This is a genomic window from Paenibacillus sp. J22FR83, assembly GCF_059691955.1.
In genome coordinates, this window is the sequence record NZ_JCAUAM010000019.1 from 111162 (window position 1) to 134751 (window position 23590).

Here is a 23590-nt window from a genome sequence, read left to right on the forward strand (position 1 = left end):
ATGTATGAAATAACATTAACGGGAAAAATTGCACTTGTAACAGGTTCGAATGCGGGAATCGGTCGAGCGATTGCTCAGGCTTTGGCTGCGAATGGCGCTAAGGTTGGCGTGAATTGTCTCAGTAACATAGCCCAAGGCGAAGAAACAGTGGCAGCCATTCGTGCGGCCGGCGGAGAAGCGATTTTGGTGCAAGCGGATGTGACGGATTCCGAGCAGATTGATCGATTAGTGAACGAGGTTGAGCAGGCTTTTGGCGGTTCTATCGATATTCTTGTGAATAATGCAGGCCATTTGGTGCAGCGCGTGCCGAACACAGAGATGACCGAGGAGATGTACGAACGAATCCTGAATGTGAATTTGAAAAGCACGGTATTTATGTGCAAAAGAGTGCTGCTCGGCATGAAAGCCAAAGGCGCCGGTCGCATTATTAATATGTCATCGGTTGCTGCCTATAACGGCGGTGGGCCTGGTTCTAGCATTTATGCCGCTAGCAAAGCTGCTGTGATGGCCTATTCAAAGGGGCTTGCCAAAGAAGTGGCGGCGAGCGGAATTACTGTAAATAACGTGTCGCCTGGTTTCATTGGCAACACGATGTTCCATGCCACCTTCACGAGTGACGCTGCACGTCAAGCTACCATCGGTGGCATTCCACTTGGGCGTGAGGGCACACCAGCGGACGTGGCTGGTGCCGTTCTGTACTTAGCATCAGACTTAGCTGGCTACCTGACGGGGGAAACGATTGAAGTTAACGGCGGGATGATGATGCGATGAGCGAGACCGTTAAGGTGATGGAATTCATGCGCGCCAAGAGTGAGCTGGCAAACTCGCTGAAGGAGGAGATGGATGGGCTGCTGGCAAGCGGCAGTCTAATCATTCCACTGGAGCCAGGCGGCTGGTGGCACCAGTATGTATGTCCGCAGCACCATACGGAGCTGCTGTTCGATCCTTACGTAGCCGATGCGACACAATTCCATTGTCCGCACGGCTGTGTGGTGGAGGGGGCCGAGTATCGAGGCGCCTGGCTGGTGTATAAGCATCAGCAGCTCGCGCGGATCGCGCTGCAAGCTGCTGGGGTGTATGCGGCGCTGCGCGACGACGTCTATGCTGCGCTCAGCAAGCGGCTGATCGTGGACTATGCGGCGCAGTTTCCGGTGTATCCTGTGCATCCGGATGCACAGCCGTGGATGCTGAAAGGACGCGCTTTTCATCAAGCGCTGACGGAATCGATCTGGTCCACGACGCTGATTCGGGCATATGTGTTGCTGGTGGATGAAGGGGTTGTGTTCAGCTCAGATGAGCAGCAGAAGATAGACGTGTTCCTTCATCTATTGGAAGAGAGTATGCGCGCGTATCGTGGGATTTTGATCCACGACCGGAACAATGCGGAGAACAATTATACCGCATGGCTGAATGCGTCGTTAGCCTGTGTATATGCCGCCCGCAGGGAGCGGCATGCGCTCGAAGCATTGGTAGAAGCCGAGGGAGGCTTCCGTCATCATCTCTCGATCGGCGTGAAGCCCGATCAGTTAGAATTCGAGGGCAGCACGTATTATCATGTTTTCGTGCTGCGGGCGTATTTGATCTTCGCTGAGATGGCGAAGCGATGTGGGAAGGATCTGTACGCGTGCGATGGCGCGCTAGGGCAATCCATGCGCGGCATGGTGGAGGCGCTGGCGGAGCTCGCCGATGACCAAGGCGTGCTGCCAGCGCTGCACGACGGTCCGATGGAGCGGCTGCCCTATGCCCGCGAAATCGCGGAGGTTGCCGAGCAGGGCTTGAGCCACTATGCCGTGGAAGGCCTCGTGCCGATTCTGCGCGAAGCCTATCGGCAGATGGGCTCGGGCGACGGCTCGCGCAGCGGTCTTGAAGCCCTGCTGTATGGCTCTACTACGCCAGCTATCACGAATCCCGCCATCGTCCCTGCGGAACCGCGGGGCTCGAAGCTATGGCCCGCCTCCGGTTTTGTGATCGGGAGGCAGGCCGACAATCCGCTATCTTTTCTTGTGGATTTCGGCGAACACGGGGGCGCCCATGGGCACCTTGATAAGCTGCATCTCACATTGATGCATAAGGATCGAACACTATCGCCAGATTTCGGCGTAGTTCCGTATGGGTCCACGCTGCGTCCGTGGTTTGGTGAGACCGCCAGTCATAACACGGTTTCACTGGCTGGTAAATCACAAGCTGAGCATACGGGGCGTTGTGTGCGTTTTGAACAAACGGAAGCAAGCACCTACGTGTGGTTGCAAAGTGATGCAGCCTACGAAGGGTGCCTGTTGAATCGTCATCTTCTTTTAACAAGCGATTGGTTGTTGGATTGGTTCGAGGTTACGCTAACGACGGAGGAAGACCAATCTATTGAATGGTGGATGCATCCTGTAGTTGCGCCACAATCGAGGCAGCTGGCAGAGCTAACTTTTGCAGATAAAATCCACTACCCACCTATTCCGATTCATGAAAACTTGCCAGATTTGCCTATCGTGGGATGCTTTACCCCTGAGGCATTGCATGTAGGCATGAAGTATCGGCTTAAGGAAGATTCCGAGCTTTCCCAAACGGCAATGGTGTTACCGAATCAAGAGTTGCTAACAGTTCAAACGCCAGGCCATACCATCGATCCTAGCATACCGTTGACGGCGCTACTGCATCGCCAGATGGGGAAACAGGCAAAGTTCATTCATTTGTATCAGGTTGGAACGGGAGCAAGACTTGAATATGATCCTGCCGATAATCGACTAGGCATTACGTCGGAGGGTCGTACAGCATCCGTTCACATTTCTCAAGAGCAAGGGCTGCTGATGGTTTAGCGGCTCTTTTTTGCTTAAGGAAGGTACCATTTCGGTCAAATTTGACACTACTTTTACGGAGTGAGTATGATGGGACTAAAAAGGTAGGTGAAGCCCATGAATACATTGCAGCAGCCACGCAAGCGGGAGGAACGGCATGTTACTAGTACACTTGAAGTTGTAAATGTAACTACTCGTGAGCGTCAGGTATTGGCTGAAATCGACGATTTGATTGAGGCACCGAATTGGACAAATGATGGCGAGCGCCTCATTTACAATCGGAGAGGCCTGATCTACGCCCATGAGATTGCTACAGGTGAAAGCAAAGTAATCGATTCTGGCTATGCGGATTGGTGCAATAATGACCATGTGCTGTCCCCGGATAATACGCAGATTGCAGTGAGTCATCACACCAAGGAAGATGGGCAGTCACGTATTTATGTCCTTCCGTTAGCTGGTGGACAACCTGCCTTGATTACACCGATGGCGCCAAGTTATTTGCATGGCTGGTCGCCGGATGGTCGCGAATTATCCTATTGTGCGGAACGCAATGGCGTGTACAATATTTATACGATTCCGGTTCAAGGTGGTGTGGAACGTCAACTCACAGATGTTCCAGGACTTGACGATGGTCCTGAGTATTCGCCTGATGGTCAGCATATCTGGTTTAATTCGACAAGATCCGGCTTGATGCAAGTGTGGCGAATGAATGTGGACGGCAGTGAGCAGACGCAAATGACAGATGAGCCTAGTAATAATTGGTTTCCTCACGTATCCCCAGACGGGAATACGGTTGCCTATATTGTTTATCGAGAAGGAGATGTTGAACCTAATGCACACCCTCCAAACAAAGAAGTTGAAATCCGACTGATGGCAAGTGAGGGAGGTCCCTCTCGGACCTTAGTATCGCTGTTTGGCGGACAAGGGACAATCAACGTCAATTCATGGTCGCCAGATAGTCAGAAATTAGCGTTTGTCAGCTATAAATTGAAGAGTTAGATAAATTCAAGGAATTTCGATGATCAGGGCTAGTCATTTGTCAGCAATTACCTTATAATGTCAATCAAGTGACGAAGAACGTCCCGTTCCATTCTACCAGAGTGGATGCGGGGCGTTTTTCTGTTTATCTAGAGAGGGATGAGACCGATGAATGTTGTGGAAGAGCACGAAGTGTTTATTAAGAAGCATTTGGATAACCGTAGTGGGGAGCGTCGAGGTAGATTGGAGAGAGGACATGGGCATGGGGAAGCGCTTTTTGCCAAACAAATTTGGTGGATTTTACGTGGCGACTTCGAGTATCTTCATCCTGAGTATGAGGTGCTTGATTGGCGAGGTCGTTCCTACTTTGCGGATTTTGCATGGTTGCCAGGCTTTGTGAAGCTGCTCATCGAGATCAAAGGCTACGCTTCCCATGTCCGTGATCTGGACAGGCAGAAATTCTGCAATGAATTGAATCGCGAAACATTTCTTCATGCGATGGGGTATCACGTCATTTCCTTCGCTTATGATGATGTTGAGCAGAGACCAGAGTTGTGCATAGCCTTACTGCGAATGGTGATGGCAAGATATCAAGCCAGTTCAACACCTACTCTACGGGCACATCTGGCAGAAAAAGAAGTCCTTCGTCTCGCCGTCCAGCGTGCCGAGCCGATTCGGCCGAAGGATGTGGTGGAGCACTTTGATATTGATCATCGGACGGCGGTCATGATGCTTAAGAAGCTCTGCTCCAAAGGAATGCTCACACCTGCATATAGCGGTAGCGGGCAGCGGATCGTTAAGTATGCATTAGCTGGAAGTGGCTTGCTGACCAACATGGATTAGATGGAAAATATACAGCTAATTCATCGAGAATACATCAATTTTTCCAATTAGATGGAAAATATGTAGCTAATTTTAGGGGAAACAACCCAAATTGCCGATATGGCTGAGAATAGATGGAGTTTTTCCATCTATTCTCAATAAACAGTCTGAATTCGTTGAAATAGCTGTAGAAAATCCAGTTATTTGGAAACCTTGCTCCATGTAGCTATACTCACACCATCCCCGCGCCCCCGCACAAATCAGCAATCCCATCCCACCCCATCATTTCCACCAGCCAGTCAACAAAAAACAGCCGCCCCAGGCATCTAATCCCTGAGATCGGCTGTTTCCATACTAATCACAAACCCAACAGAAACGGCACAACCATATCAGCAATCCGCTGATGACCAGCCTCATTCGGATGCAAGCCATCCGAAGTGAAGTGGGGCAGCGTCAGTTTGTTTAATCCGCTTTCTGCGTATAGATTAAGCACAGGCAGGCCGTACAGCAAGCCAATCTGCCCAATCGCCTCCACATAATCGATGAGACGATGGCCGGCAGCGTTGACATAGAAAATGTCATATTGATCTTTATCGCGTTGCAGCGGCGTCCACAAGCTTAAGCGACAACTCGGATTTTTCGTCAAAATGTCCTCGATCAAGACAGCATAGGCGCCGTGGAACGTAAACACGTCCGTACTCCCTAACTCCCCGATCGGCTTATCTAGCCGGTAATCATTCACCCCGGCGAAGATAGTGACGCAATCCAAGGACGTATCGATGGTCCGACCAACATGAGTCGTTGCTCCGTAGTCACGATCTCCGCCTGCTGTCAGGGGACAGCCGCTTTTGCCATAGTTAATCACGCTTGAGAAACCGAGGGCCTCCTGCACCAATGGCTGATATCCGCCTGCTTCGGTAATACTATCGCCAAGGGTACCCCAGGTTTTTCCTGTCCATTTGTTAAGCAAGTGAGAGCGTCCCCTTTCTATTAATTCTCTTCTTCGTAATGAACAGAACCGACAGCGATTTCACGATCTGCATACGCCAGCCCTGGGTTGTCTCCCAGATAGGCACCTTGCTCGATCAGCTTACGCTGTAACTCAGGAATGGACACTTCGCGGAAGCCGATACCACGATCACTAGCCATGGAAGCAGCAATGCCCGCGGCTTCACCCATTGCAAAGCAGTTCGGCATAACACGAAGCGAACCTTGCACGGGACGATCTGATGAAACCGAGCGTCCTGCGACGATCAGATTCGATTTACCTTGCGGAAGCATGCAGCGATAAGGCACGCCGTGGGACTTCCCTTTCGGCAAATGCTTAATCGTCATTGTAGATCCGGCATTAGCCAAATGGATATCGATAAAGTAGGAATTACGGGCAATATCGTCCTCAAAGGTACGCATCGTGAGGAAATCATCCACGACAAGCGTATAGTCGCCTTGAATGCGGCGGGTTTCGCGAATACCGATTTGATCGCCGGAATGAACAAGGAAAATGTTCTCAAAGCCAGGCACGTATTTCTTCAAGAATCGGATTTGTGTATCGATTAATTGTCGCCCTTCAATGGCAGCGCGAGTTAAATCTTCCGCTTTGGTTCCGTCTATGTTGAAGACGTGACCAAAGTTAAAACCAACTACGGAGTTCGATACCCAAGCCATTCCTGAAATGCGCTTGCGTCCTTCCGGCAGTTCACCGTTCTGCTGGGCTAAGGTGACGAGTTCTTCGAGTTGCGGATGCTGACCCGTTTCTGCGAGGAATTGAGTGAAACGATCTTTATCTGCACCAGTCACGACGTAGCACATCGTACCAGGCTGAAGATCGCCATTTTCACCGCCAACTTGAAAAGGGACCCCAGCTAATGCCGCAAGATCCGCATCTCCAGATGCATCAATGTACAGCTTCGCTTGCACGACAGAACGGCCGGATTTATTGCTTATGACAAGACCGCTGATGCGATCTCCGTCGAGCAGCACTTGATCGGCAACGGTATGGAACAGTACTTGTGCACCGCTAGCCAACACTTCGGCATCATAGACGCGTTTGAGCGTTTCAACATCGATCGGAACCCAGTCCAGCAAGTTTTCATACCGGTTAAGAAAGTCCTCTCCGGCCGCGTGCTTCATCTTTTCTAGCAGATCGAGGCCGATTCCTCGAATAACAGGCTTCTCTCCATCGGTATAGGGGCAGAAAGCAGGAACAAGTGCAGCTGTTCCCATGCCACCTAGATAGCCCCTTTGTTCGATTAAGAGTGTGCTGGCACCGTTGCGTGCAGCTGCAATGGCTGCTGCAATACCTGTGGCACCGCCGCCAACAACGACGACATCGGGGGTATGACTGACAGTTAGCTTTTGAGCGGGTATGGTTACGGTTAAGTTGGTAGTAGATGAGAGAGTCATTCGAATTTTCCTCCTAATGGGTGGACATAGGCGAGTCTAAGCATGGCAATGATTTGCACATTCACGTAGCCAGAATGCCTTTGTTCCCATTATAGATTGCTGAAACGAAGGAACTAGTTTAATTTTTGTTTCATCTAAAAAGTAAGCGTGATATAGTGTGCGTAAGCAACATGATGGAGGTGCAAGGCATCCATGCCAACGCGCAAAGCTGTCACGATGAAAACAATCGCCATGGAGCTTGGCTTAACGGTACAAACCGTCAATAAAGCGCTGAAGGGCAAGCAGGGCATGTCAGAAGCGACCCGCCAACTCATTGTGCACACGGCCGAGAAGCTCGGCTATTACACGATGGACCAGATTCGCAGTTTAAGGCTGGATCATATTGCGCCTTACCCGAATGAGCGCCTGCGGTTTCTGCTTGTACAGACAGCGGAATCTGTGTCTTATAACCGCCTGTTGCTGGAAGGGTTGCAAGATCGCTTCTTCTCTTTCGGTCATCGCATCGAGCTGCTTATGCTGCCGCAACGGATAAAACCAGACAAGATGGCCGTTTGGCTGGAGGAAGCAGGAATTCTATTTGCAGACGGTATCTTCATCGCGCCAAGCATTCTTCCTCAGGAGTGGGAAGCCCCGCTATTTGATCTTCCCATTCCACGAATTTTACTAAGTTTTCCACCATCTGGTGTCAAAATTGACAGTGTGATCTGGGACGTCTATGAAGCGACTTGCCAGGCTGTAGCTTATCTGCGAAGTCAAGGGCATGAGCGCATTATGTATGTCGGCGACATTCAAATGCAGCGAGGCTCTATTCTGCGCTGGCAAGCATTCAATTATGCAATGCAAGCCTCTGGCCTGACGATTGCCCCGTCTGAGCAATGCATTGGCACGCGTGACACCGACTTGCAGTGGCACAAGCATATCTCGACCCAAATCCAACAACATCAGCCAACGGCCATCATCTGCGGCATCGATCATGAGGTGACGGTGGTTTATGACACTTGCAAGGCCTTGCAGCTTCGAATCCCAGAGGATATTTCCTTAGTCGGTTTCCTCAATGAGCAAACGGATGCATTACCGGAATTTACACGACCGCTTCTCCCGATCTCACAAACGGGCTACCGCGCAGCGGATCGCATGCTGTGGCGAATCGCCAATCCGACATTGCCTTTTGAACATATTCGCATTCAAGGAGAATTCCATATCGGTCTCACAACAGCCTGCCGAACTTCACCTTAAGATCGCACCAGGAATCATAAGATACTCCTACATCTCCTGGCTTTGTCCAAGTTATAATGGAGAGAACAGCTACTAGGGGGGCCGACACGAGATGTATAAACTTGTGATTGTGGATGATGAACCGACAGTTCGTTACGGGTTAAGTAATTATTTTGACTGGAAAGCTTATGGGATTGAGGTAGTAGGCGAAGCTGATGATGGCGATGTAGCGCTTGAGGTGATCGAGCGTGAGAAGCCGGATCTCATCCTAACCGACGTGCGAATGCCCAATATGGATGGGATTCAGATGTCCAACCAATTAAGTGAACGGTTCCCTCATATCAAAATCGTGTTCGTCAGCGGTCATGATGATGCTGAATATTTGAAATCTGCGCTGAAGGTTAAAGCGGTTGATTATATGTTTAAACCTGTCAATTTAAGCGAGCTGGAGATTGTTATTGAACGGTTAGTAAGCGCTCTCGATGCAGAGCAGCAAGAGCGCAAGCTCATCGAAGATATGCAGGTCAAACTTATCCAAAGCATGCCTCTGCTGCAAGAGAAATTTCTAATGTCGCTCATTCGGGAAGGGGTTATTTACCCATCACGTGTGCAGGATCGTATTGATTTCCTTCATTTGAATTTACCGATGGAAGGCGCCTATTGGGTTATCGCCATTCGCATTGATGATGCTAGAGAGGTTGCGCAAACCCGGTCGGAGCGGGACCAGCAGCTGCTGTCCTATTCGGTTCTGAATATTGTTCAAGAGCTGATTGAGCGAGAGATAGATGGGTATGTTTTTGAAAATCAGATCGGCGAATTCGTAGGCATTCTTCGCATGCCACAGGAAGAAGATCAGGAGAACTTGCTGTTCACTCTGGCAGAGGAAGTCCGCGAAAGCCTTCATAATTATTTGAAAATCAGTGTAACGATCGGGGTAGGTGAACGGATCTCCAAACTTGCCAGCTTGCCGCAATCCTATTCACAAGCGAGGGAAGCAGCCGATCAACGATGGTTTTTAGGCAAAAACCAGATCATCTCTATGGATAATTTGGAACAAGCCGAGGAGAGTGTGTATCGATTTGATGCTTCACAGCAAGAGCGTATCGTCTCCTCCTTGAAGTCGGCAGATACCATGAAAGTGCAAGAGGAACTGGGCGAGATGTACAATGCGCTGTCGCGTAATCGAGCAGATGGCATGGCGTATGCGCGCAATATCAGTCTCCAACTGCTGCTTCTAGCCAGTCGAGTCTTGTTGGAGCTGCATGTACAGAAGCAAGATCTTGAAAGCAAAGAAAATGAGCTGTTGTCCAAAGTGTTTCAGCAAGAAACATTAGGGGCCTTACGCAGCCTTGTAGAAGCTCATTTGCTTCATGTCTGTGAACGCATTGGCGAGAAACGTAGTGGCAAATCCAATAATGCAATCGAACGAACGCGGGCGATTATTGATAAACGGTATGCGGAGAATTTGCAAGTAGGCGATATCGCGTCAGAAGTATTTCTGTCTACGACGTATTTATGTTTGCTTTTTAAACAGGAGACCGGAGAAACGATTAACGAATATATGACCAAGGTTCGCGTGGAGCGGGCCAAAGCGCTATTGAAGGATCCCGCTAATAAGTTTTATGAAGTGTGTTATGCGGTGGGGTATTCGGATCCTAGTTATTTTAGCAGAATATTCAAGAAATATACGGGGTATACACCGAGCTCCTTCCGCGAGCAAGTCATGTAAAGAGAGTAGGTACATCATGCATGTGAGGAACAGAGGCTGGGCGTTTATTACGATGATTTTCAAAAGCGTTCTAGCCGCGAGGCTATGGTTGATCGCCTACGTGGTGTTAATCATAATTCCAGCTTCCATTTTTCTATACGCGTATTCGCAACGATACTCGCACATTCTGGAAGAGGAAGTAACCCGCTCGATGCTCCAAACGTTGAAACAAGCTGAAATTAATTTGGATCATCAATTCGATTCTCTAAAGGACACGTCGAATTCTCTTTTTTTGAACCCCAAGCTAATCAAATATTTAAGTGATTCAACACCCTATAATGAACAAATTGATGCGTTGAAGGAATTGCGTTATTTAATTGACAACGGCCAGACGAATACGAATGTGTTCCGCGTGCGTTTATATGTGGATGAGAATAAGCTGTTCTCCCATGAACGAGTAAACTTCTTCCCAATGGATGTACTCAAGACGCGTCCTTGGTATGAAGCTATCGTGAATGCAGGTGGCCATCTCGTTTGGACAGGCGTGTATAGTGAGAGTTTCATTGATCGAGATGATGCTTATATATACTCAGGCATTCGTCTGCTGCGTGATCCAGATCATTATGGAAACTTATCTGGCTTCTTATCCATTGATGTAGATGCGAAGACGCTGGATAATATGGTTTCCAGTATCGTTTTGAATAAAGATCAACGTGTGTTTATGATAGCGCCAGATGGAACGATTATTTACCATAGTGATAAGTCTTTACTGGGACAAAAACTTGAATCTGATGCCGTTCTACAGGCGGTTGCGGGCAAAAATGAAGGCGTATCTCCCATTATGGAGGACGATAATCAACAATATGTTGTGTTTACAACGGTAGACGCCACAGGCTGGAAACTAGTCGCAGAAGTTCCCAAGAAGGGCATCAACTCACGGGCCGCGTCATTAAATCAATTCTCGAGTGTAGCTACCTTAACTGGGGTGACCGTGTTATTCTTGATCTTAGTGTTCATCCTTTTAGCCTTTATTGTTCGTGGAATGAATCGCCGCGTTCAAACCGTAATCAGGGCCATCAAACGAGAAGGTATGTCCGGTCTTGAAGAGAGGTCGATCACATCCGATGGCGATATTAATCTTCTCGAAAAAAGTGTTGACCATCTTATCCATCGTGTGAAAGATTTAATGGAGGAAACTTATAAATCCAAGGTCCAAGAGCGTGAGGCACAGTTGCGTGCTCTGCAGGCACAGATTAATCCCCACTTCCTCTACAATACGTTGGATACGATTAATTGGATTGCCATTGGCCATAAAGCACACGATATTAGCCAAATGATTGACGGGCTTGCTCGCTATTTCAGGCTTAGTTTAAATAAAGGCAGGGATGTTGTAACGGTTACGGATGAGCTGGAGTTGGCGAAAGTATACCTTGAAATTCAGCAGTCGCGTTTTCCCAAAAGCTTCGAATTCGTGTTTGAGTTGGCGGGGAATGAGGCACTAGAATCCTACCTGATTCCCAAGCTTACTTTGCAGCCTATTGTAGAGAATGCGCTTCTTCACGGCATACGTAAATCAAAAGGGAAAACAGGCAAAATCACAATACGCGCTTCCATAGAGGGGGAGGATCTGCTTCTATCCGTATCCGATAATGGGATTGGAATGGATCCTGATTTTGCCCAAACCCTGCTTACAGAACCTAGGCCGGCCATGCGAACGGATGGTTCTGGCAGTTCTTACGGCCTGTACAATGTCAATGAACGAATTCGTTTGTTCTCGGGGGAAGCCTACGGGTTGAGTATCGTATCACAACTTGGCGAAGGAACGACAATTACAGCAAGATTTCAAGTACAGCGGCAAATCATAGAATCCCAGAGCTAACATCGCAGATAGCATTATGCCGACCATCGAAAGGAAGGGTATGCTTGGTTACTGAGTCCATTCTGAACCAAGAATTAAGACCGCATATTAGATATACAGATCTGTTGTATTTCAAACAGTGGCAAACGCATGCAAGAATGATAACGGATTATTTGCTGCTCTATATGCAAGAGGGGACAGCCCAGTTAACCATCGATACGAACACGTATCTATTGAAGCCTGGGCAGTTCAGTCTGATTCAACCGGGAGTAGTTCATCAGCTCGAATCAGAGTCGCCAGTGACGGTCATGGCGCTCCACTTCGAGCTATTTCCATCAGAAGGCAAGGAGCGCCCTCCAATGATTATGCCGACGGATCGAGGTACGCATCCGGAATTGGAACTTTTGCAGCGAGACTTAACCACTTTTGCAGATATTGCTGTGCCCGTTGTATTTGAGTCCTCTAGGCATGAGTGGATGGTGGATGTCTTCCTGCAAGTTATTGAAAGTTGGAATCGACAACATGCACTTGCTAAACTTCAAGCCCATGTATTCGCAGCAGAGATCATTCTGCAAGTATTAAACGAATATACATCTCAAGACAGCCCTGAACACAAAGGCGCAATCTCCTTAAATTGGGTGCCAGCTTATATGCAGTATCGACTATCCGAATCGCTGTCTGTCGAGGAAATGGCTCGTAAAGCGTTTATGTCTCGTTCGTATTTCTCCATGATATTCCGGAATCAATTTGGCATGGGACCCCATCAGTATTTGCTTAAACTAAGGCTTGATTATGCGACAGAACTGTTGCGAGGCACCTCGATGCCGCTTCATAACATCGCCGACAGCTGTGGCTTCTCGAGCGTGCACCATTTTTCAAAAATGTATAAACTTCGATTCGGATGTCCGCCAAGCCATATAAGATCTAAGTAATGAGAAGACGTTTTGATACATTTTTCAAGATTTTTGACAAAGCCAACGAAGTGATTTCGCTTTATAATGATGCCATACACCAAGGGTTTGATGATGAGAAGAAATTGGCAATTCATTATAGAGTGAAAGAAGGCTGACAATGAGCCACCAACCAAATCAAGCTTATGATTTTCAGAGACGGATTGAGACATATGATTCAGCGGATGTCGTTGTCATTGGCGGGGGACCTGCTGGAACAGCAGCAGCGATAAGCGCGGCTAGACGAGGGAAGAAAGTTACTTTGTTAGAAAAGTCGGGTCAACTGGGCGGCATGGGGACGCTCGGGAACGTCAGTATTTTTATGCCGATCGGCAACGTCACTGGTATTTACAGAGAGATGATTGCGGAAGCATTAGCCGATCATTTGCCGAAGGATCATGACGTATCCATCGCTCCACAATATTCACCTTTCTTACTAAGACAGTATTTAAATGAGAAAATGAAGAAGGAAGGGGTAAAGGTCATCTTTCATGCCGAGTTTATCGGTACTGTGAAAGAAGATAGAACCGTGAAGGCTGTCATCATAGCGACGCGAGAGGGATTGAAAGCTTTCGAAGGCAAGCAGTTCATCGACTGTACGGGAGACGCTAGAGTTGCGTTAGAGGCAGGCGTGCCGTATACGTCGGGAAGAGAAGAAGACGGCATGACCCAACCTATGACACTGATGTTTATGATGCAAAATACGGGCAAGCCCGTTCAGCAAATTTTGCCTGATGGATGCTACCATTACGAAGAAATATCAGACTTACCTCAAGGTCGCAGGTTATATTGGGAGCGGAACAATGACGGCACATTGCTCGTAAATATGACGCGTGTCAAAGGCAATGGCGCGAAGATCGAAGATGTTAATTATGCGGAGACTGAAGCGTTGAGACAGGTGTTTTCCGTCGTCAATTACTTGCAGCGCAACGGATTTGAAACTTACGCGCTTTCTCATATCGCGAATCAAGTCGGTGTCCGAGAGACTAACCAAATTCAGGGTCTCTACACCTTAACGGAGCAAGACGTTGTGCGCGGAACACGTTTTGGGGATGTGGTCGCACAAACCAACTACGAAATCGACATCCATAGTCCTGATGGTCAAAAAACAACAGATGAGCGGAAGGTCGATGGGTATGACATTCCTTACCGATGCATGGTGACAGCGCAACTGGATAACTTGCTGGTAGCTGGTCGATCCATATCAGCTACGCATGTAGCTATGTCTTCCATGCGGGTGCAGGCAACATGTTATGCGCTAGGGCAAGCCGCAGGAATTGCAGCATCCATTGCTGCAGACGACAATTGCTCTGTGCAAGACGTTTCAATGGAAACGCTCCATAGCGGACTGAGCAGTCAGAATGTTGTCTTTTATAAGCAAGGGCTAGTGTCGCAGTAATAAGAAGATAATCCTAGAGCATTTCTCGATTGGTGAGAAATGCTCTTTGTTTTGTCCGAAACACCATAAAATAGTGCTAGAAACACAAAGATCACCATCTACAGATGATTATTTAGAGGCCCTATAATACAAATATAACAACTTGGAGGTGAACGCGATATGAGTGTAAGAGCAACGGAATTGAAACAACATGCCGGAACGGCGAAGGTTAGCAAAAACAGGTGGAAGCTGTTTGTCACAAACATAGATCTCTATGTTTTGCTTATTCCTGGACTATTATTTTTACTGTTATTCAAATATACGCCCATGTATGGGATTATCATTGCGTTCATGGATTTTAACATTTTTGATGGATTTACTGGAAGTAAATGGGTGGGATTAGCGCAATTCGAGAAGTTAATCCATTCCGAAGAATTTATGCAAGTTTTTATCAACACGCTCTTAATTAGTTTGTACAAGCTTGTGCTGCTCTTCCCAGTTCCGATTATTATCGCGCTGTTGTTGAATGAAGTTCGTAAGAGCTGGTTCAAGCGTACAATACAAACGATTATTTTTCTGCCGCATTTCTTATCATGGGTTATTATTTCTGGATTATTCATTACGATCCTTTCTCCAAGCGGTGGGTTGATCAACAATGTGATTCAGTTTTTCGGGGGTACCCCGATATCGTTCTTCCTAGATAATCACTACTTCCGAAGCGTTCTGGTGTTTACCGCAGGTTGGAAGGAATCCGGTTGGAACGCAATTATCTTTATTGCGGCGATTGCGGGCATCGAGCAAGAGCAATATGAAGCAGCATCCATTGATGGAGCTGGGCGTATTCGCCAGATGATGCACATTACACTGCCAGGTATCGTACCAACGATTATCTTGATTCTGGTCTTACGTCTAGGCTACTTACTCGATGCAGGTACAGAACAAATTTTGACCATGTATAATTCTGTTGTTTATCAAACCGGTGATGTCATTGGGACTTATGTGTATCGAATAGGCCTTGGACAGCAAGATTATAGCTTTAGTACAGCAGTAGGTTTGTTCAATTCCGTAATTGGATTCCTCTTGATCGTGTTGGGCAATGAGCTCAGCAAAAAAGTGGTCAAGCGAAGCATTTGGTAGGAGGTGCAGCTATGAAAAAGAAAACAATCGGCGACTGGTCCCTAGATATCTGTGTATATGCTGCACTGTTATTGTCTAGTGTGCTTACGCTATTGCCAATGCTCAACGTATTATCCAAAGCATTGAGTGATGAAACAGCAGTTATCTCAGGTAAGGTCGGCATTCTGCCTGTAGGCTTTCAACTAGAAACGATGAAATACGTTGTATCTTCAAGCCAGTTTTTACAATCGATCTCGGTATCCCTTATTGTCATGGTTGTCGGGACGGTGCTTGCCATTATGTTGACGGCATTGACAGCGTATCCCTTATCGAAGAAACATTTGCCAGGCATTCCACTTGTGTTACTCTTGTTCATTTTTACGATGTTGTTTAATGGCGGTATCATTCCGAATTACTTACTAATGAAAGAACTCCATCTCATCAACAGTTTATGGTCCATCATGCTGCCTGCACTGATTAGCGTGTTTAATCTATTGGTAATTAAGAGTTATTATGAATCTTTACCTGAAGCGTTAGAGGAGTCAGCCAAAATGGACGGCGCTCGCAATTTCACGATTCTATTCCGTATCATTCTTCCGCTCAGTACGCCGGTAATTGCTACAATCGCGCTATTCTATGCGGTGTATTTCTGGAATGATTACTTTCATCCGATGTTGTATATTTCCAAAGCAAGCTTGAAACCATTGCAACTATACCTAAGGGATATTGTTATGGATGCTGATAGTTCGACTGCCCTGAATAGCAGCGTGGACGATATGATGAAGATTTCGCCTGAAGGCATTCGATCGGCGACGGTTATTGCTTCTATTATCCCAATGCTGCTCGTGTATCCGTTTCTCCAAAAGCATTTCGTCAAAGGTGTTCTGATTGGTTCAGTGAAAGGCTAACATTTGCGTTAATGCCTAAGATGATTCATCGCCGGCTTAATGATATGATTACACAATGAACTAGGGAGGTTTTTGTATGTTGATAAAAAACAAAAAGCTGATGCTCGTTTCGCTTACAGCTTGCTTGTCTGCTTCATCGCTCGTTGCTTGTTCCTCGGGGGGGACTAGCTCAAGCAGCACCACTTCACCAACATCAGCATCATCTTCGTCATCAGTACCAACGGCAGCGGCAGTCAAACCGGAACTAAAGGCTCTGCAAATTTGGCAAAAGGATGATTACAACACGTATCCTGTTGCTACGTATTTGGAAAAAGCGACGGGTTATAAAGTCCAGTATGATATGCTTCCACAGGATAAACCGCAAGATAAACTAAGTATCCTGATTGCTTCAGGAGAGCCGTACGATGTGGTGACGACAGCAGGAACGACAGATTTTAAAGCGATTTATTCTGATTATGCGAAAAAAGGGGCACTAGTTGATCTTGGACCGCTCATCGATAAATACGGACCGAATATTAAAGCGGTTATTGACCCTGAAGCTTTAGAGGCAGCCAAGGTAGATGGCAAATTGTATGCGATTCCAACGAAAAGCACACGAACTGTGAACACGGACCTTTACATTCGCCAGGATTGGCTGGATAAAGTCGGACTGAAAATGCCGACAACATTGGATGAATTTGTTACTGTTTTGAAAGCGTTTAAAGAGAAAGATCCAGGCGGGAATGGCGATACGAATATTCCATTAACCGTCGGTGGTGATTCATCCTTTATTGCCAATATTGTTGGCGCTTTCGGCATGCCGAATTTCTGGAATGATGTCAACGGTAAGTTAACACCTCGTGTGTTGGACCCTGCTTTCAAGGATTATGCTACCTTCGTAGCTGATTTATTTAAACAAGGCTTAATTGATAAAGAATTTGCCGCCAATAAGGCAGCAACGACGAAAGAGAAATTCACAAGCGGTAAAGCGGGCATCCTGATGATGAACTGGTCCGATGTCCCTACGATTGCTGATGCTTTAACGAAAAATATCCCAACTGCGAAAGCAACGTTTATCCCTGCTATGAAAGGTAAAGATGGTAAAGCAGGTCTATCTGCTTCCAAAGGCTTTGACCGTATTACCTTCATCCCTAAAGCATCCAAGCATCCAGAAGATGCCATCAAATGGATGAATGCGAAGCTGGAGAAAGATACGTTCAGAACGATGGCGATTGGTGAAGAGAATAAACATTACACGCTCAAAGATGGTGCTTATACACCAATTCAACCGATCTTTACCGATGAGCGCAATCAAGCGAATAACTTCTTGACGGGAACAGATGATACGAACTACCCGATTTACTGGCAGGCACGTGTACGTAAGGATATGCGTCTGTATGATGGCTGGAATTTACTGAATGGATTAGCGCCTGATGCCACTAGAGTTACTGACCTTCTAGGTTATGCGCCGTACATGACAGAATTCTCCAAAAACTTCTTGAATTTAAATACACAATCTAACGACTACACAACTAAGTTGATTTTTGGTGCTGAACCGTTAACAGGGCTGGATGCATTCATTGCCAAGTTCAAATCATCTGGCGGAGATGCTAGCTATAAAGAAGTTAATGAGTGGTATGCAACTGTGAAAAAGTAAGGGATCATCATGACATGACAATAAGAGGAGAACTTGCTTGCAACGACTGGCGTAGGTTCTCCTCTTATCTGTGTTTTCATGCAAAGCAAAGTGAAAGGGGGAGAATGCCGCAAATTAAATTTATTTGTTATTGCGATAAATGTTAACGCTTTCATATTAAAGGAGGTATTTCAATGTTTACAATGTCAAGGAAATTAGTCGGCTTGTTGGTATTGCTTGCCATCATCATGATAGGATTGTTACCCCGAACGGCTGGAGCGGCTCCGGCTACGATTCAAAACTATCCGATGCCATCCATTTATACCGCATCCAGCGTATTCTCATTGAAAGCGGATAGCCAATCCGTTCCTGTCATCAGCTATAAGCCGGACTATGACTACGCGCAATTTTCCTTTAACGGGACGGTTAATATCGAGGTTACGTATAATGCGCCGATTACCTCTTATTCCATCAGTCCATTAGCCAAGAACATTCAGGGGACGGTCAATGGGAACAAACTCACGTTTACCCTTTCGTCCTCAACCTATGTGATCGTAACGATCAATGACCAGACGAAGAAGATTGTCATCGCAGCCGATCCCTTGGAGACGAATATTCCGCCGTCCACAGGTTCCGGGATATATAACGTAACCAATGCGCCGTACAATGCAGATAATACGGGCACTTCAATGGCATCGAACGCGATTCAGCAGGCGATTGATGCGGCTTATCAAGCTGGCGGCGGTATTGTATATGTACCTGCCGGGGTCTATAAGAGTGGAAACCTGACTCTGAAAAGCAATGTGACCTTTTATCTGGCCGGAGGCGCTGTCATTCTCGGAACCGGCATGGGCGAAGACTATGTCATTGATTTTCGGAAGGATTCACGAAATGCGGATGGTACGTATTTTATTCGTACAGCCGTAAACTCCAGTAATATCACCATACGGGGACGGGGAACCATTGATGGCAAAGGCATAGCGATGCGCGAACGTAAAATGCCAGCACCGAACAAAAATGAGGGACTGTTGAATAACTTGATAGTCCCCCTCGCAACTACGAATTTTAAGTTTGATGGTCTTATCTTGCGAGATGCTGGTTTCTGGTCGTTCATGGTTGTTCGTTCCGACAATGTGACCATCCAAAATCTCAAAGGATTCCAAGACCTATACAAAATCGAGAATGATGTTATTGATATCAATGAGAGTCAGAATGTGCTTGTTAAACATTCAATTGCTATATCCGACGACGACACGTATTCCACGAAAACCTGGTTGCAGACGGGTATGTCTAGTGGATGGCCTGGCGCGCTTGAACATTTGGAAAATGTCGTTTTTGATGATGCGTTTGCATGGACCAGATGTGCAGCTTTCAAAATTGGTCAAGGGGTAGCCCAGGCGCAGATCGGGGTGACCGTCCGCAATTCGTATGTGTATCAAAGCGCAAGGGCATTGCTGATTGATCATGGTTACACACTTAATACTCTTCCAGAAGAAGGTTACGCGCAAAATATTACGTTTGAAAATATCGATATCGAACGAGTAGGAATCAATCAATTCGGGAATCATTGGCTTACAGTTAGTACTAGTACTTCCGGTAATGTAAGCAATGTTGTGTTAAAGAACATTAATCTTCGCGAGGTGGGATCTGAGCAATCCAGACTTTCCGGAAATGTCACCAAAGGTGGAATGGTAAACGGCGTGATGTTCTCTGATGTTTATGTGAAAGGCAAGCTCGCAACTAATTTGACTGACTTGAAAGTTAGCGTAATAAATGCCAATGTAAGTGGCATCATCTTTGCCAATACCAAGCCGTTGTTCAGCGACAATTTCGAAGACGGAGATATGGTAGGTTGGACATCCGTATCAGGCAGCTGGACCGTACCGACAGACGGCGCGAATAAAGTACTGTCTAGCGGCAGTCAGACATCAACATCTCTGATTACTGCTAATGCAGGAAGTTCATGGGCGGATTATGCGTATGAGGCCAGATTGGAAATGGGGATTACCAATGCCAATGCAGGCGTTGTCTTCAGGGTTCAGGACGCCAATAATTATTATATGTATCGCATCAATTCATCCAATCAGAAGTTGGAATTGTATAAATCCATTAATGGACTAATGACGCTTGTAACAAGTACTCCTTTTGAAGCCATAGAAAAGCAGTCATATACAGTTAAGGCGGTCATAGAGGGGAACAAGATTTCTTGTTATGTGGATGGCGAGTTAAAAATGACGTGGACCAATCCCATAACGGAATTGACTACAGGAGGGATCGGATTCCGTACCACCTCGATGGGTGTCCATTTTGACGATGCGCTGGTTTATCCTATTGTTCCCTTGGATGATAATTTCGAGGATGGAAATATGACAGGTTGGACGTCATCTTCAGGATCATGGAGTGTGGTAACAGCAGATACGAAAACCCTGCTACAGAGTGCTTCAACCACTGCACTTATTACAGCCGGTGATTCATGGACAGACTATACGTATGAGGGAAAAGTGAAAATGCCTATTACGAATGCCAATGCAGGCATCGTCTTCAGAGTGCAGAATGCGGATAATTATTATATGTATCGCATCAATGCAGCGAATCAAAAGTTGGAGTTGCATAAATCTGTGAATGGACAGCTGACCTTAGTATCCAGCACTTCTTTCACAGCTCAAGCGAACCAGTGGTATACGATCAAAGCTTCCATTCAAGGCAATACGATAAAAGGTTATGTAGATGGCGCATTGAAGACAGAATGGACCAATCCTGCAACGGAATTAACAACAGGGAAAATCGGATTCAGGACCACCTCGGTGAATGTAGCGTTTGATGATGCTTTAGTTGTATCTTTTAACTAGTGTCAGTCTAATAAAACACAAAGGAGCTGCCCCTCATGCCATGTTACGGCTGTGAGGGACGGCTCCTTGTACTGTCTTGTGGGCTAACTATATAATCAAAGAAGAATCGCTAATGCCAGGAGGAAACTTACTATGACAAAATCAGATTTTCACCGATCCGGCGTCATTTATGCGAATTATTTCACGCACACGAAGCCTCACTCCGTTAAGTATGGAGATGGACTGACCTTCTATCTGTTTCGGTTGCAGGTTGAAGGAACATGTCGCGCGCTCGTGGATGGGAAATATGAGACTATCATTCCCGGCGACCTGCTCATTTATCCGCCAGATCAGCCATACGAACTCAACGTGCAGCCCCGAAGCGCACCGGAATCGGGTGCGGTCCAACCCGTTGGAGACTATTTCCTAGCTGGCAACGGGGAATGGTTGGACGCATGGTGGACTAACAAAGGCTTGCCAACCAAAACCAATATCGGCTTCGACGATACAGTTATTACCTTATGGAAGCATATTATTAGCGAAAAGAAAAAAGTCATGCAGAACCATGAAGAGATTATGGACTATCTGTTAAGGGCACTATGTTTGACACTGGAGCAAGTGATTCAGATCAAGCAGCGTACGAAGAGTGCGGATACCGCTCATAAGATTAAGCTATTCATAGAAAATCACGCCCATGAACCTCTCAATTTGGATAACATATCTGCTTCTGTCGGATTAAGCGTCTCTCGCTGCTCGTATCTGTTCAAAGCTGCTTTTGGTCAATCTTTATTCGCCTACTGTATTGATGTAAGGTTAAAGCTTGCACAGCAGCAGGTGCTGTATAGCACCCTTTCATTGGAGCAGGTTTCCGAGAAGACTGGCTTTCAGAACTACCCCCATTTCAGCCGGGTGTTCCGCGAACGCTTCGGCCATCCCCCCGGAGAATATCGGCGTAAATTTGGATTCCAGTTTAACCATGAGTAGTGAGCAGTGGGGCAGGTACTACATGTCTGTATACAAGACCTGATTTCCTTGATCAAGCAGGGCACGAAGTTGCTCATATTTCACATTTTGAACGATGCCGTCCGCATCCAGCGCCAGTGCAGCTGCCATAGCAGCCGATTGCCCCAGGATCATAAATACAGGCTCCATTCGGATAGAACCGTAGGCGGCATGGGTAGCAGAAACGCATACCGGTACGATGAGATTCGTGCATTGGGCTCGTTTCGGTACAATTGCCCGATAGCTGATCGGATAAGGCGCTTTTAATTTGACATAGAAACCGCCCTCCGTGCTTACATGCCCGTCTTCGTTTACATAGTATTGAGTATGGTGAGAGTCCATCGCAAAAGAACCCATTCCTATGGAATCCGGCACCTCATCTTCTAGTCTGACGACATGCTCTGTCACCACATAATCGCCAATTAATCGGCGGGATTCTCTGACGTACAGTTGTGGCGTCCAGTGACCGTTCTCGATAAATTCATCGAGCGGCAAGCCCCACGGTTTGTAGACGGCCCGAATTTCTTCTGGCACACGGGGATGATTCTGGATGGTCCAGACATAGCCTTGTTGATAGAGTCGATGGGCCTTGAATAATTCTTCCCGTGTACGATAATCTGTCTCTGCATAGTTATGGTTCATCCCGTTGTAATCTGTGGAAATGCCACTGTTGTTATTGGAATCTGTCTTATCCGACGAAACCATATTTAATTTAAAGAATTTTTTGTTTTGCCCTTGCTCGATGGCACGGAACAAAATTTCATAATCGGCTTCGTTATATCCCTCAGGCTTTTCGATCTCCAAGCGGTTGTCCGGATTGTTGGTCAAACACATGCGAAAATTATAGGCTTGAAGCTTGTTGTCTCCATCGCCAGGTTTTCCGCCGGGGTCCGGATTGACACGCAAAAGCAAGCCACTCGAGGGCATCCCTTTAATTACATACGGGTCGATTCCGCTGGGAAGTTCATTAAGTTCATCCCCAGGATGGATGCCGTTTAATGTCTCCCCGTATTGTGCGTTCGACTCCCGGCCTACAACATACGATACGCCTGCTTTGCCCATCAGATCTCCTTCATACGAAGCGTCAATAAACACTTTGGCTGTATATAAAATCCCGGATTCCATCCGAATGGAGTTGATTTCAGATCCTTGCTTTGTCACGCCATCCGTTAGATCGAGCCTTTCCCCGTAAACGACTTCGATGTTGTTTTCGGCCACCATATCCTGCAGGACTTCGAGCGCTACTTTGGGTTCGAAAAGCCAACAAGCCCCGTCTTGCGAATATTTGCGAGCTACACGTTTGTAGAACTCCAAGGACAAGCCGCCGATAGCTTGCTTCATTCCCACATCCGTATCTCCAAGTCCTCCGCTGGTCAAGCCACCGATTCGTTGACTTGGTTCGATCACTACCGTGCTCTTGCCCATTAATTTCGCCTGAACAGCTGCAATAATCCCAGCAGCCGTTCCTCCATAAATTACAATATCATACTGTTTCTCTAAGGTCATTGTACTCATCCTCCATCACTATGTAGCTTACAAGAACTATTATAATCCGCTTATTCGTGTGCCGAGAATGATAGATCTTCCTCTTCTACTTGATGGATCTTACTGTTTTTATGAATGCTATGCCATGAGAAACGGTAACGCTTGGCCTTGATCACATTTATCCCTCATGCAGTCCGGCATGGCGAATGTAGGATGTCAGAGTGCCTTTAGTCCGAAATGTCCGAACTAAATCGGGGATTCCGCGTGTACGAGCAGGAATAGTCCGACTTCGCCGAACTAAATGCCCACTTTTCGCGGGTGGGAGGCGTTTGAGGCGATTTAGATGGGTTATTTCGGATTAATTGAGGTTTGTTGATGCAGAGGGGGGAATTAGTTCGGGAATTTCGGACTATCCAAGCGATGTTGGTTAAACATGGTCGCTCTTTGATTATTGGCATTGACAGACGCCTTAACGAGAAGTGTGCCAGTAGCGCCGCTAACGCTCAAACGCGTAGATTAAGCCCCCACTTAGGGGCCT

General features: G+C 46.9%; 17 protein-coding genes. 14 read left to right on the plus strand and 3 right to left on the minus strand.

The genetic code is table 11. From position 1 onward, the window contains the following. The 4 genes from AC58PV_RS28535 to AC58PV_RS28550 all read left to right on the plus strand — a co-directional run bounded on the left by AC58PV_RS28535 (window position 1) and on the right by AC58PV_RS28550 (window position 4607). Window positions 1–771, plus strand: coding sequence for an SDR family NAD(P)-dependent oxidoreductase (locus AC58PV_RS28535; RefSeq protein WP_497436139.1), 771 nt, complete (start codon window positions 1–3; stop codon window positions 769–771). Between the two features lie 26 nt (window positions 772–797). Beyond that, the gene (locus tag AC58PV_RS28540) at window positions 798–2807 is read left to right on the plus strand and encodes a heparinase II/III domain-containing protein (protein WP_497436140.1); all 2010 of its coding nucleotides are present in this window, start codon (window positions 798–800) and stop codon (window positions 2805–2807) included. Window positions 2808–2903: 96 nt separating this feature from the next. Beyond that, window positions 2904–3785, plus strand: a complete 882-nt coding sequence (locus tag AC58PV_RS28545) for a TolB family protein (protein WP_497436142.1) — start codon at window positions 2904–2906, stop codon at window positions 3783–3785. A 147-nt stretch (window positions 3786–3932) separates the two neighbouring features. Beyond that, window positions 3933–4607, plus strand: coding sequence for a putative endonuclease domain-containing protein (locus AC58PV_RS28550; protein WP_497436143.1), 675 nt, complete (start codon window positions 3933–3935; stop codon window positions 4605–4607). A gap of 337 nt (window positions 4608–4944) precedes the next feature. On the opposite strand, the gene AC58PV_RS28555 is transcribed toward AC58PV_RS28550, so the two are convergent. Further along, window positions 4945–5556: an SGNH/GDSL hydrolase family protein gene (locus AC58PV_RS28555; RefSeq protein ID WP_497436144.1), complete on the minus strand. Its 612-nt coding sequence runs from the start codon at window positions 5554–5556 to the stop codon at window positions 4945–4947. Between the two features lie 20 nt (window positions 5557–5576). Further along, window positions 5577–6989 carry an FAD-dependent oxidoreductase gene (locus AC58PV_RS28560; RefSeq protein WP_497436145.1) on the minus strand — a complete coding sequence of 471 codons (1413 nt, stop codon included), beginning with the start codon at window positions 6987–6989 and terminating at the stop codon, window positions 5577–5579. A gap of 192 nt (window positions 6990–7181) precedes the next feature. Between AC58PV_RS28560 and AC58PV_RS28565 the strand changes: the two genes are divergently transcribed. From AC58PV_RS28565 to AC58PV_RS28610, 10 genes are all read left to right on the plus strand, one after another. After that, window positions 7182–8225 (plus strand): LacI family DNA-binding transcriptional regulator, encoded by a 1044-nt coding sequence (locus AC58PV_RS28565; protein ID WP_497436147.1) that lies wholly within the window; start codon window positions 7182–7184, stop codon window positions 8223–8225. A gap of 91 nt (window positions 8226–8316) precedes the next feature. After that, complete coding sequence (locus AC58PV_RS28570; protein WP_497436148.1) at window positions 8317–9933, plus strand: response regulator; 1617 nt, start codon at window positions 8317–8319, stop codon at window positions 9931–9933. Between the two features lie 16 nt (window positions 9934–9949). Continuing rightward, window positions 9950–11791 carry a sensor histidine kinase gene (locus tag AC58PV_RS28575; RefSeq protein ID WP_497436149.1) on the plus strand — a complete coding sequence of 614 codons (1842 nt, stop codon included), beginning with the start codon at window positions 9950–9952 and terminating at the stop codon, window positions 11789–11791. A 44-nt stretch (window positions 11792–11835) separates the two neighbouring features. Continuing rightward, window positions 11836–12702, plus strand: coding sequence for a helix-turn-helix domain-containing protein (locus AC58PV_RS28580; protein WP_497436151.1), 867 nt, complete (start codon window positions 11836–11838; stop codon window positions 12700–12702). A 139-nt stretch (window positions 12703–12841) separates the two neighbouring features. Continuing rightward, window positions 12842–14119, plus strand: a complete 1278-nt coding sequence (locus AC58PV_RS28585) for an FAD-dependent oxidoreductase (RefSeq protein WP_497436152.1) — start codon at window positions 12842–12844, stop codon at window positions 14117–14119. Between the two features lie 159 nt (window positions 14120–14278). After that, the gene (locus tag AC58PV_RS28590) at window positions 14279–15235 is read left to right on the plus strand and encodes an ABC transporter permease (RefSeq protein WP_497436154.1); all 957 of its coding nucleotides are present in this window, start codon (window positions 14279–14281) and stop codon (window positions 15233–15235) included. Between the two features lie 11 nt (window positions 15236–15246). Further along, window positions 15247–16122 carry a carbohydrate ABC transporter permease gene (locus tag AC58PV_RS28595; protein ID WP_497436156.1) on the plus strand — a complete coding sequence of 292 codons (876 nt, stop codon included), beginning with the start codon at window positions 15247–15249 and terminating at the stop codon, window positions 16120–16122. 76 nt (window positions 16123–16198) lie between these two features. Then, window positions 16199–17758, plus strand: coding sequence for an extracellular solute-binding protein (locus tag AC58PV_RS28600; RefSeq protein ID WP_497436157.1), 1560 nt, complete (start codon window positions 16199–16201; stop codon window positions 17756–17758). A gap of 173 nt (window positions 17759–17931) precedes the next feature. Beyond that, window positions 17932–20586, plus strand: coding sequence for a 3-keto-alpha-glucoside-1,2-lyase-like domain-containing protein (locus tag AC58PV_RS28605; RefSeq protein ID WP_497436159.1), 2655 nt, complete (start codon window positions 17932–17934; stop codon window positions 20584–20586). A 132-nt stretch (window positions 20587–20718) separates the two neighbouring features. Beyond that, the gene (locus tag AC58PV_RS28610; RefSeq protein WP_497436160.1) at window positions 20719–21549 is read left to right on the plus strand and encodes a helix-turn-helix domain-containing protein; all 831 of its coding nucleotides are present in this window, start codon (window positions 20719–20721) and stop codon (window positions 21547–21549) included. 18 nt (window positions 21550–21567) lie between these two features. Here the strand turns inward: AC58PV_RS28610 and AC58PV_RS28615 are convergent, their stop codons facing one another. Next, window positions 21568–23073: an FAD-dependent oxidoreductase gene (locus tag AC58PV_RS28615; RefSeq protein ID WP_497436161.1), complete on the minus strand. Its 1506-nt coding sequence runs from the start codon at window positions 23071–23073 to the stop codon at window positions 21568–21570. Window positions 23074–23590 lie beyond the last annotated feature (517 nt).

What these genes read in the sequence shown, in the direction of transcription:
- AC58PV_RS28535 (WP_497436139.1), top strand. Translation starts at nt 1, where the DNA reads ATGTATGAAATAACATTAACGGGAAAAATTGCACTTGTAACAGGTTCG.
- AC58PV_RS28540 (WP_497436140.1), top strand. Translation starts at nt 798, where the DNA reads ATGCGCGCCAAGAGTGAGCTGGCAAACTCGCTGAAGGAGGAGATGGAT.
- AC58PV_RS28545 (WP_497436142.1), top strand. Translation starts at nt 2,904, where the DNA reads ATGAATACATTGCAGCAGCCACGCAAGCGGGAGGAACGGCATGTTACT.
- AC58PV_RS28550 (WP_497436143.1), top strand. Translation starts at nt 3,933, where the DNA reads ATGAATGTTGTGGAAGAGCACGAAGTGTTTATTAAGAAGCATTTGGAT.
- AC58PV_RS28560 (WP_497436145.1), bottom strand. Translation starts at nt 6,989, where the DNA reads ATGACTCTCTCATCTACTACCAACTTAACCGTAACCATACCCGCTCAA.
- AC58PV_RS28565 (WP_497436147.1), top strand. Translation starts at nt 7,182, where the DNA reads ATGCCAACGCGCAAAGCTGTCACGATGAAAACAATCGCCATGGAGCTT.
- AC58PV_RS28570 (WP_497436148.1), top strand. Translation starts at nt 8,317, where the DNA reads ATGTATAAACTTGTGATTGTGGATGATGAACCGACAGTTCGTTACGGG.
- AC58PV_RS28575 (WP_497436149.1), top strand. Translation starts at nt 9,950, where the DNA reads ATGCATGTGAGGAACAGAGGCTGGGCGTTTATTACGATGATTTTCAAA.
- AC58PV_RS28585 (WP_497436152.1), top strand. Translation starts at nt 12,842, where the DNA reads ATGAGCCACCAACCAAATCAAGCTTATGATTTTCAGAGACGGATTGAG.
- AC58PV_RS28590 (WP_497436154.1), top strand. Translation starts at nt 14,279, where the DNA reads ATGAGTGTAAGAGCAACGGAATTGAAACAACATGCCGGAACGGCGAAG.
- AC58PV_RS28595 (WP_497436156.1), top strand. Translation starts at nt 15,247, where the DNA reads ATGAAAAAGAAAACAATCGGCGACTGGTCCCTAGATATCTGTGTATAT.
- AC58PV_RS28600 (WP_497436157.1), top strand. Translation starts at nt 16,199, where the DNA reads ATGTTGATAAAAAACAAAAAGCTGATGCTCGTTTCGCTTACAGCTTGC.
- AC58PV_RS28605 (WP_497436159.1), top strand. Translation starts at nt 17,932, where the DNA reads ATGTTTACAATGTCAAGGAAATTAGTCGGCTTGTTGGTATTGCTTGCC.
- AC58PV_RS28610 (WP_497436160.1), top strand. Translation starts at nt 20,719, where the DNA reads ATGACAAAATCAGATTTTCACCGATCCGGCGTCATTTATGCGAATTAT.
- AC58PV_RS28615 (WP_497436161.1), bottom strand. Translation starts at nt 23,073, where the DNA reads ATGACCTTAGAGAAACAGTATGATATTGTAATTTATGGAGGAACGGCT.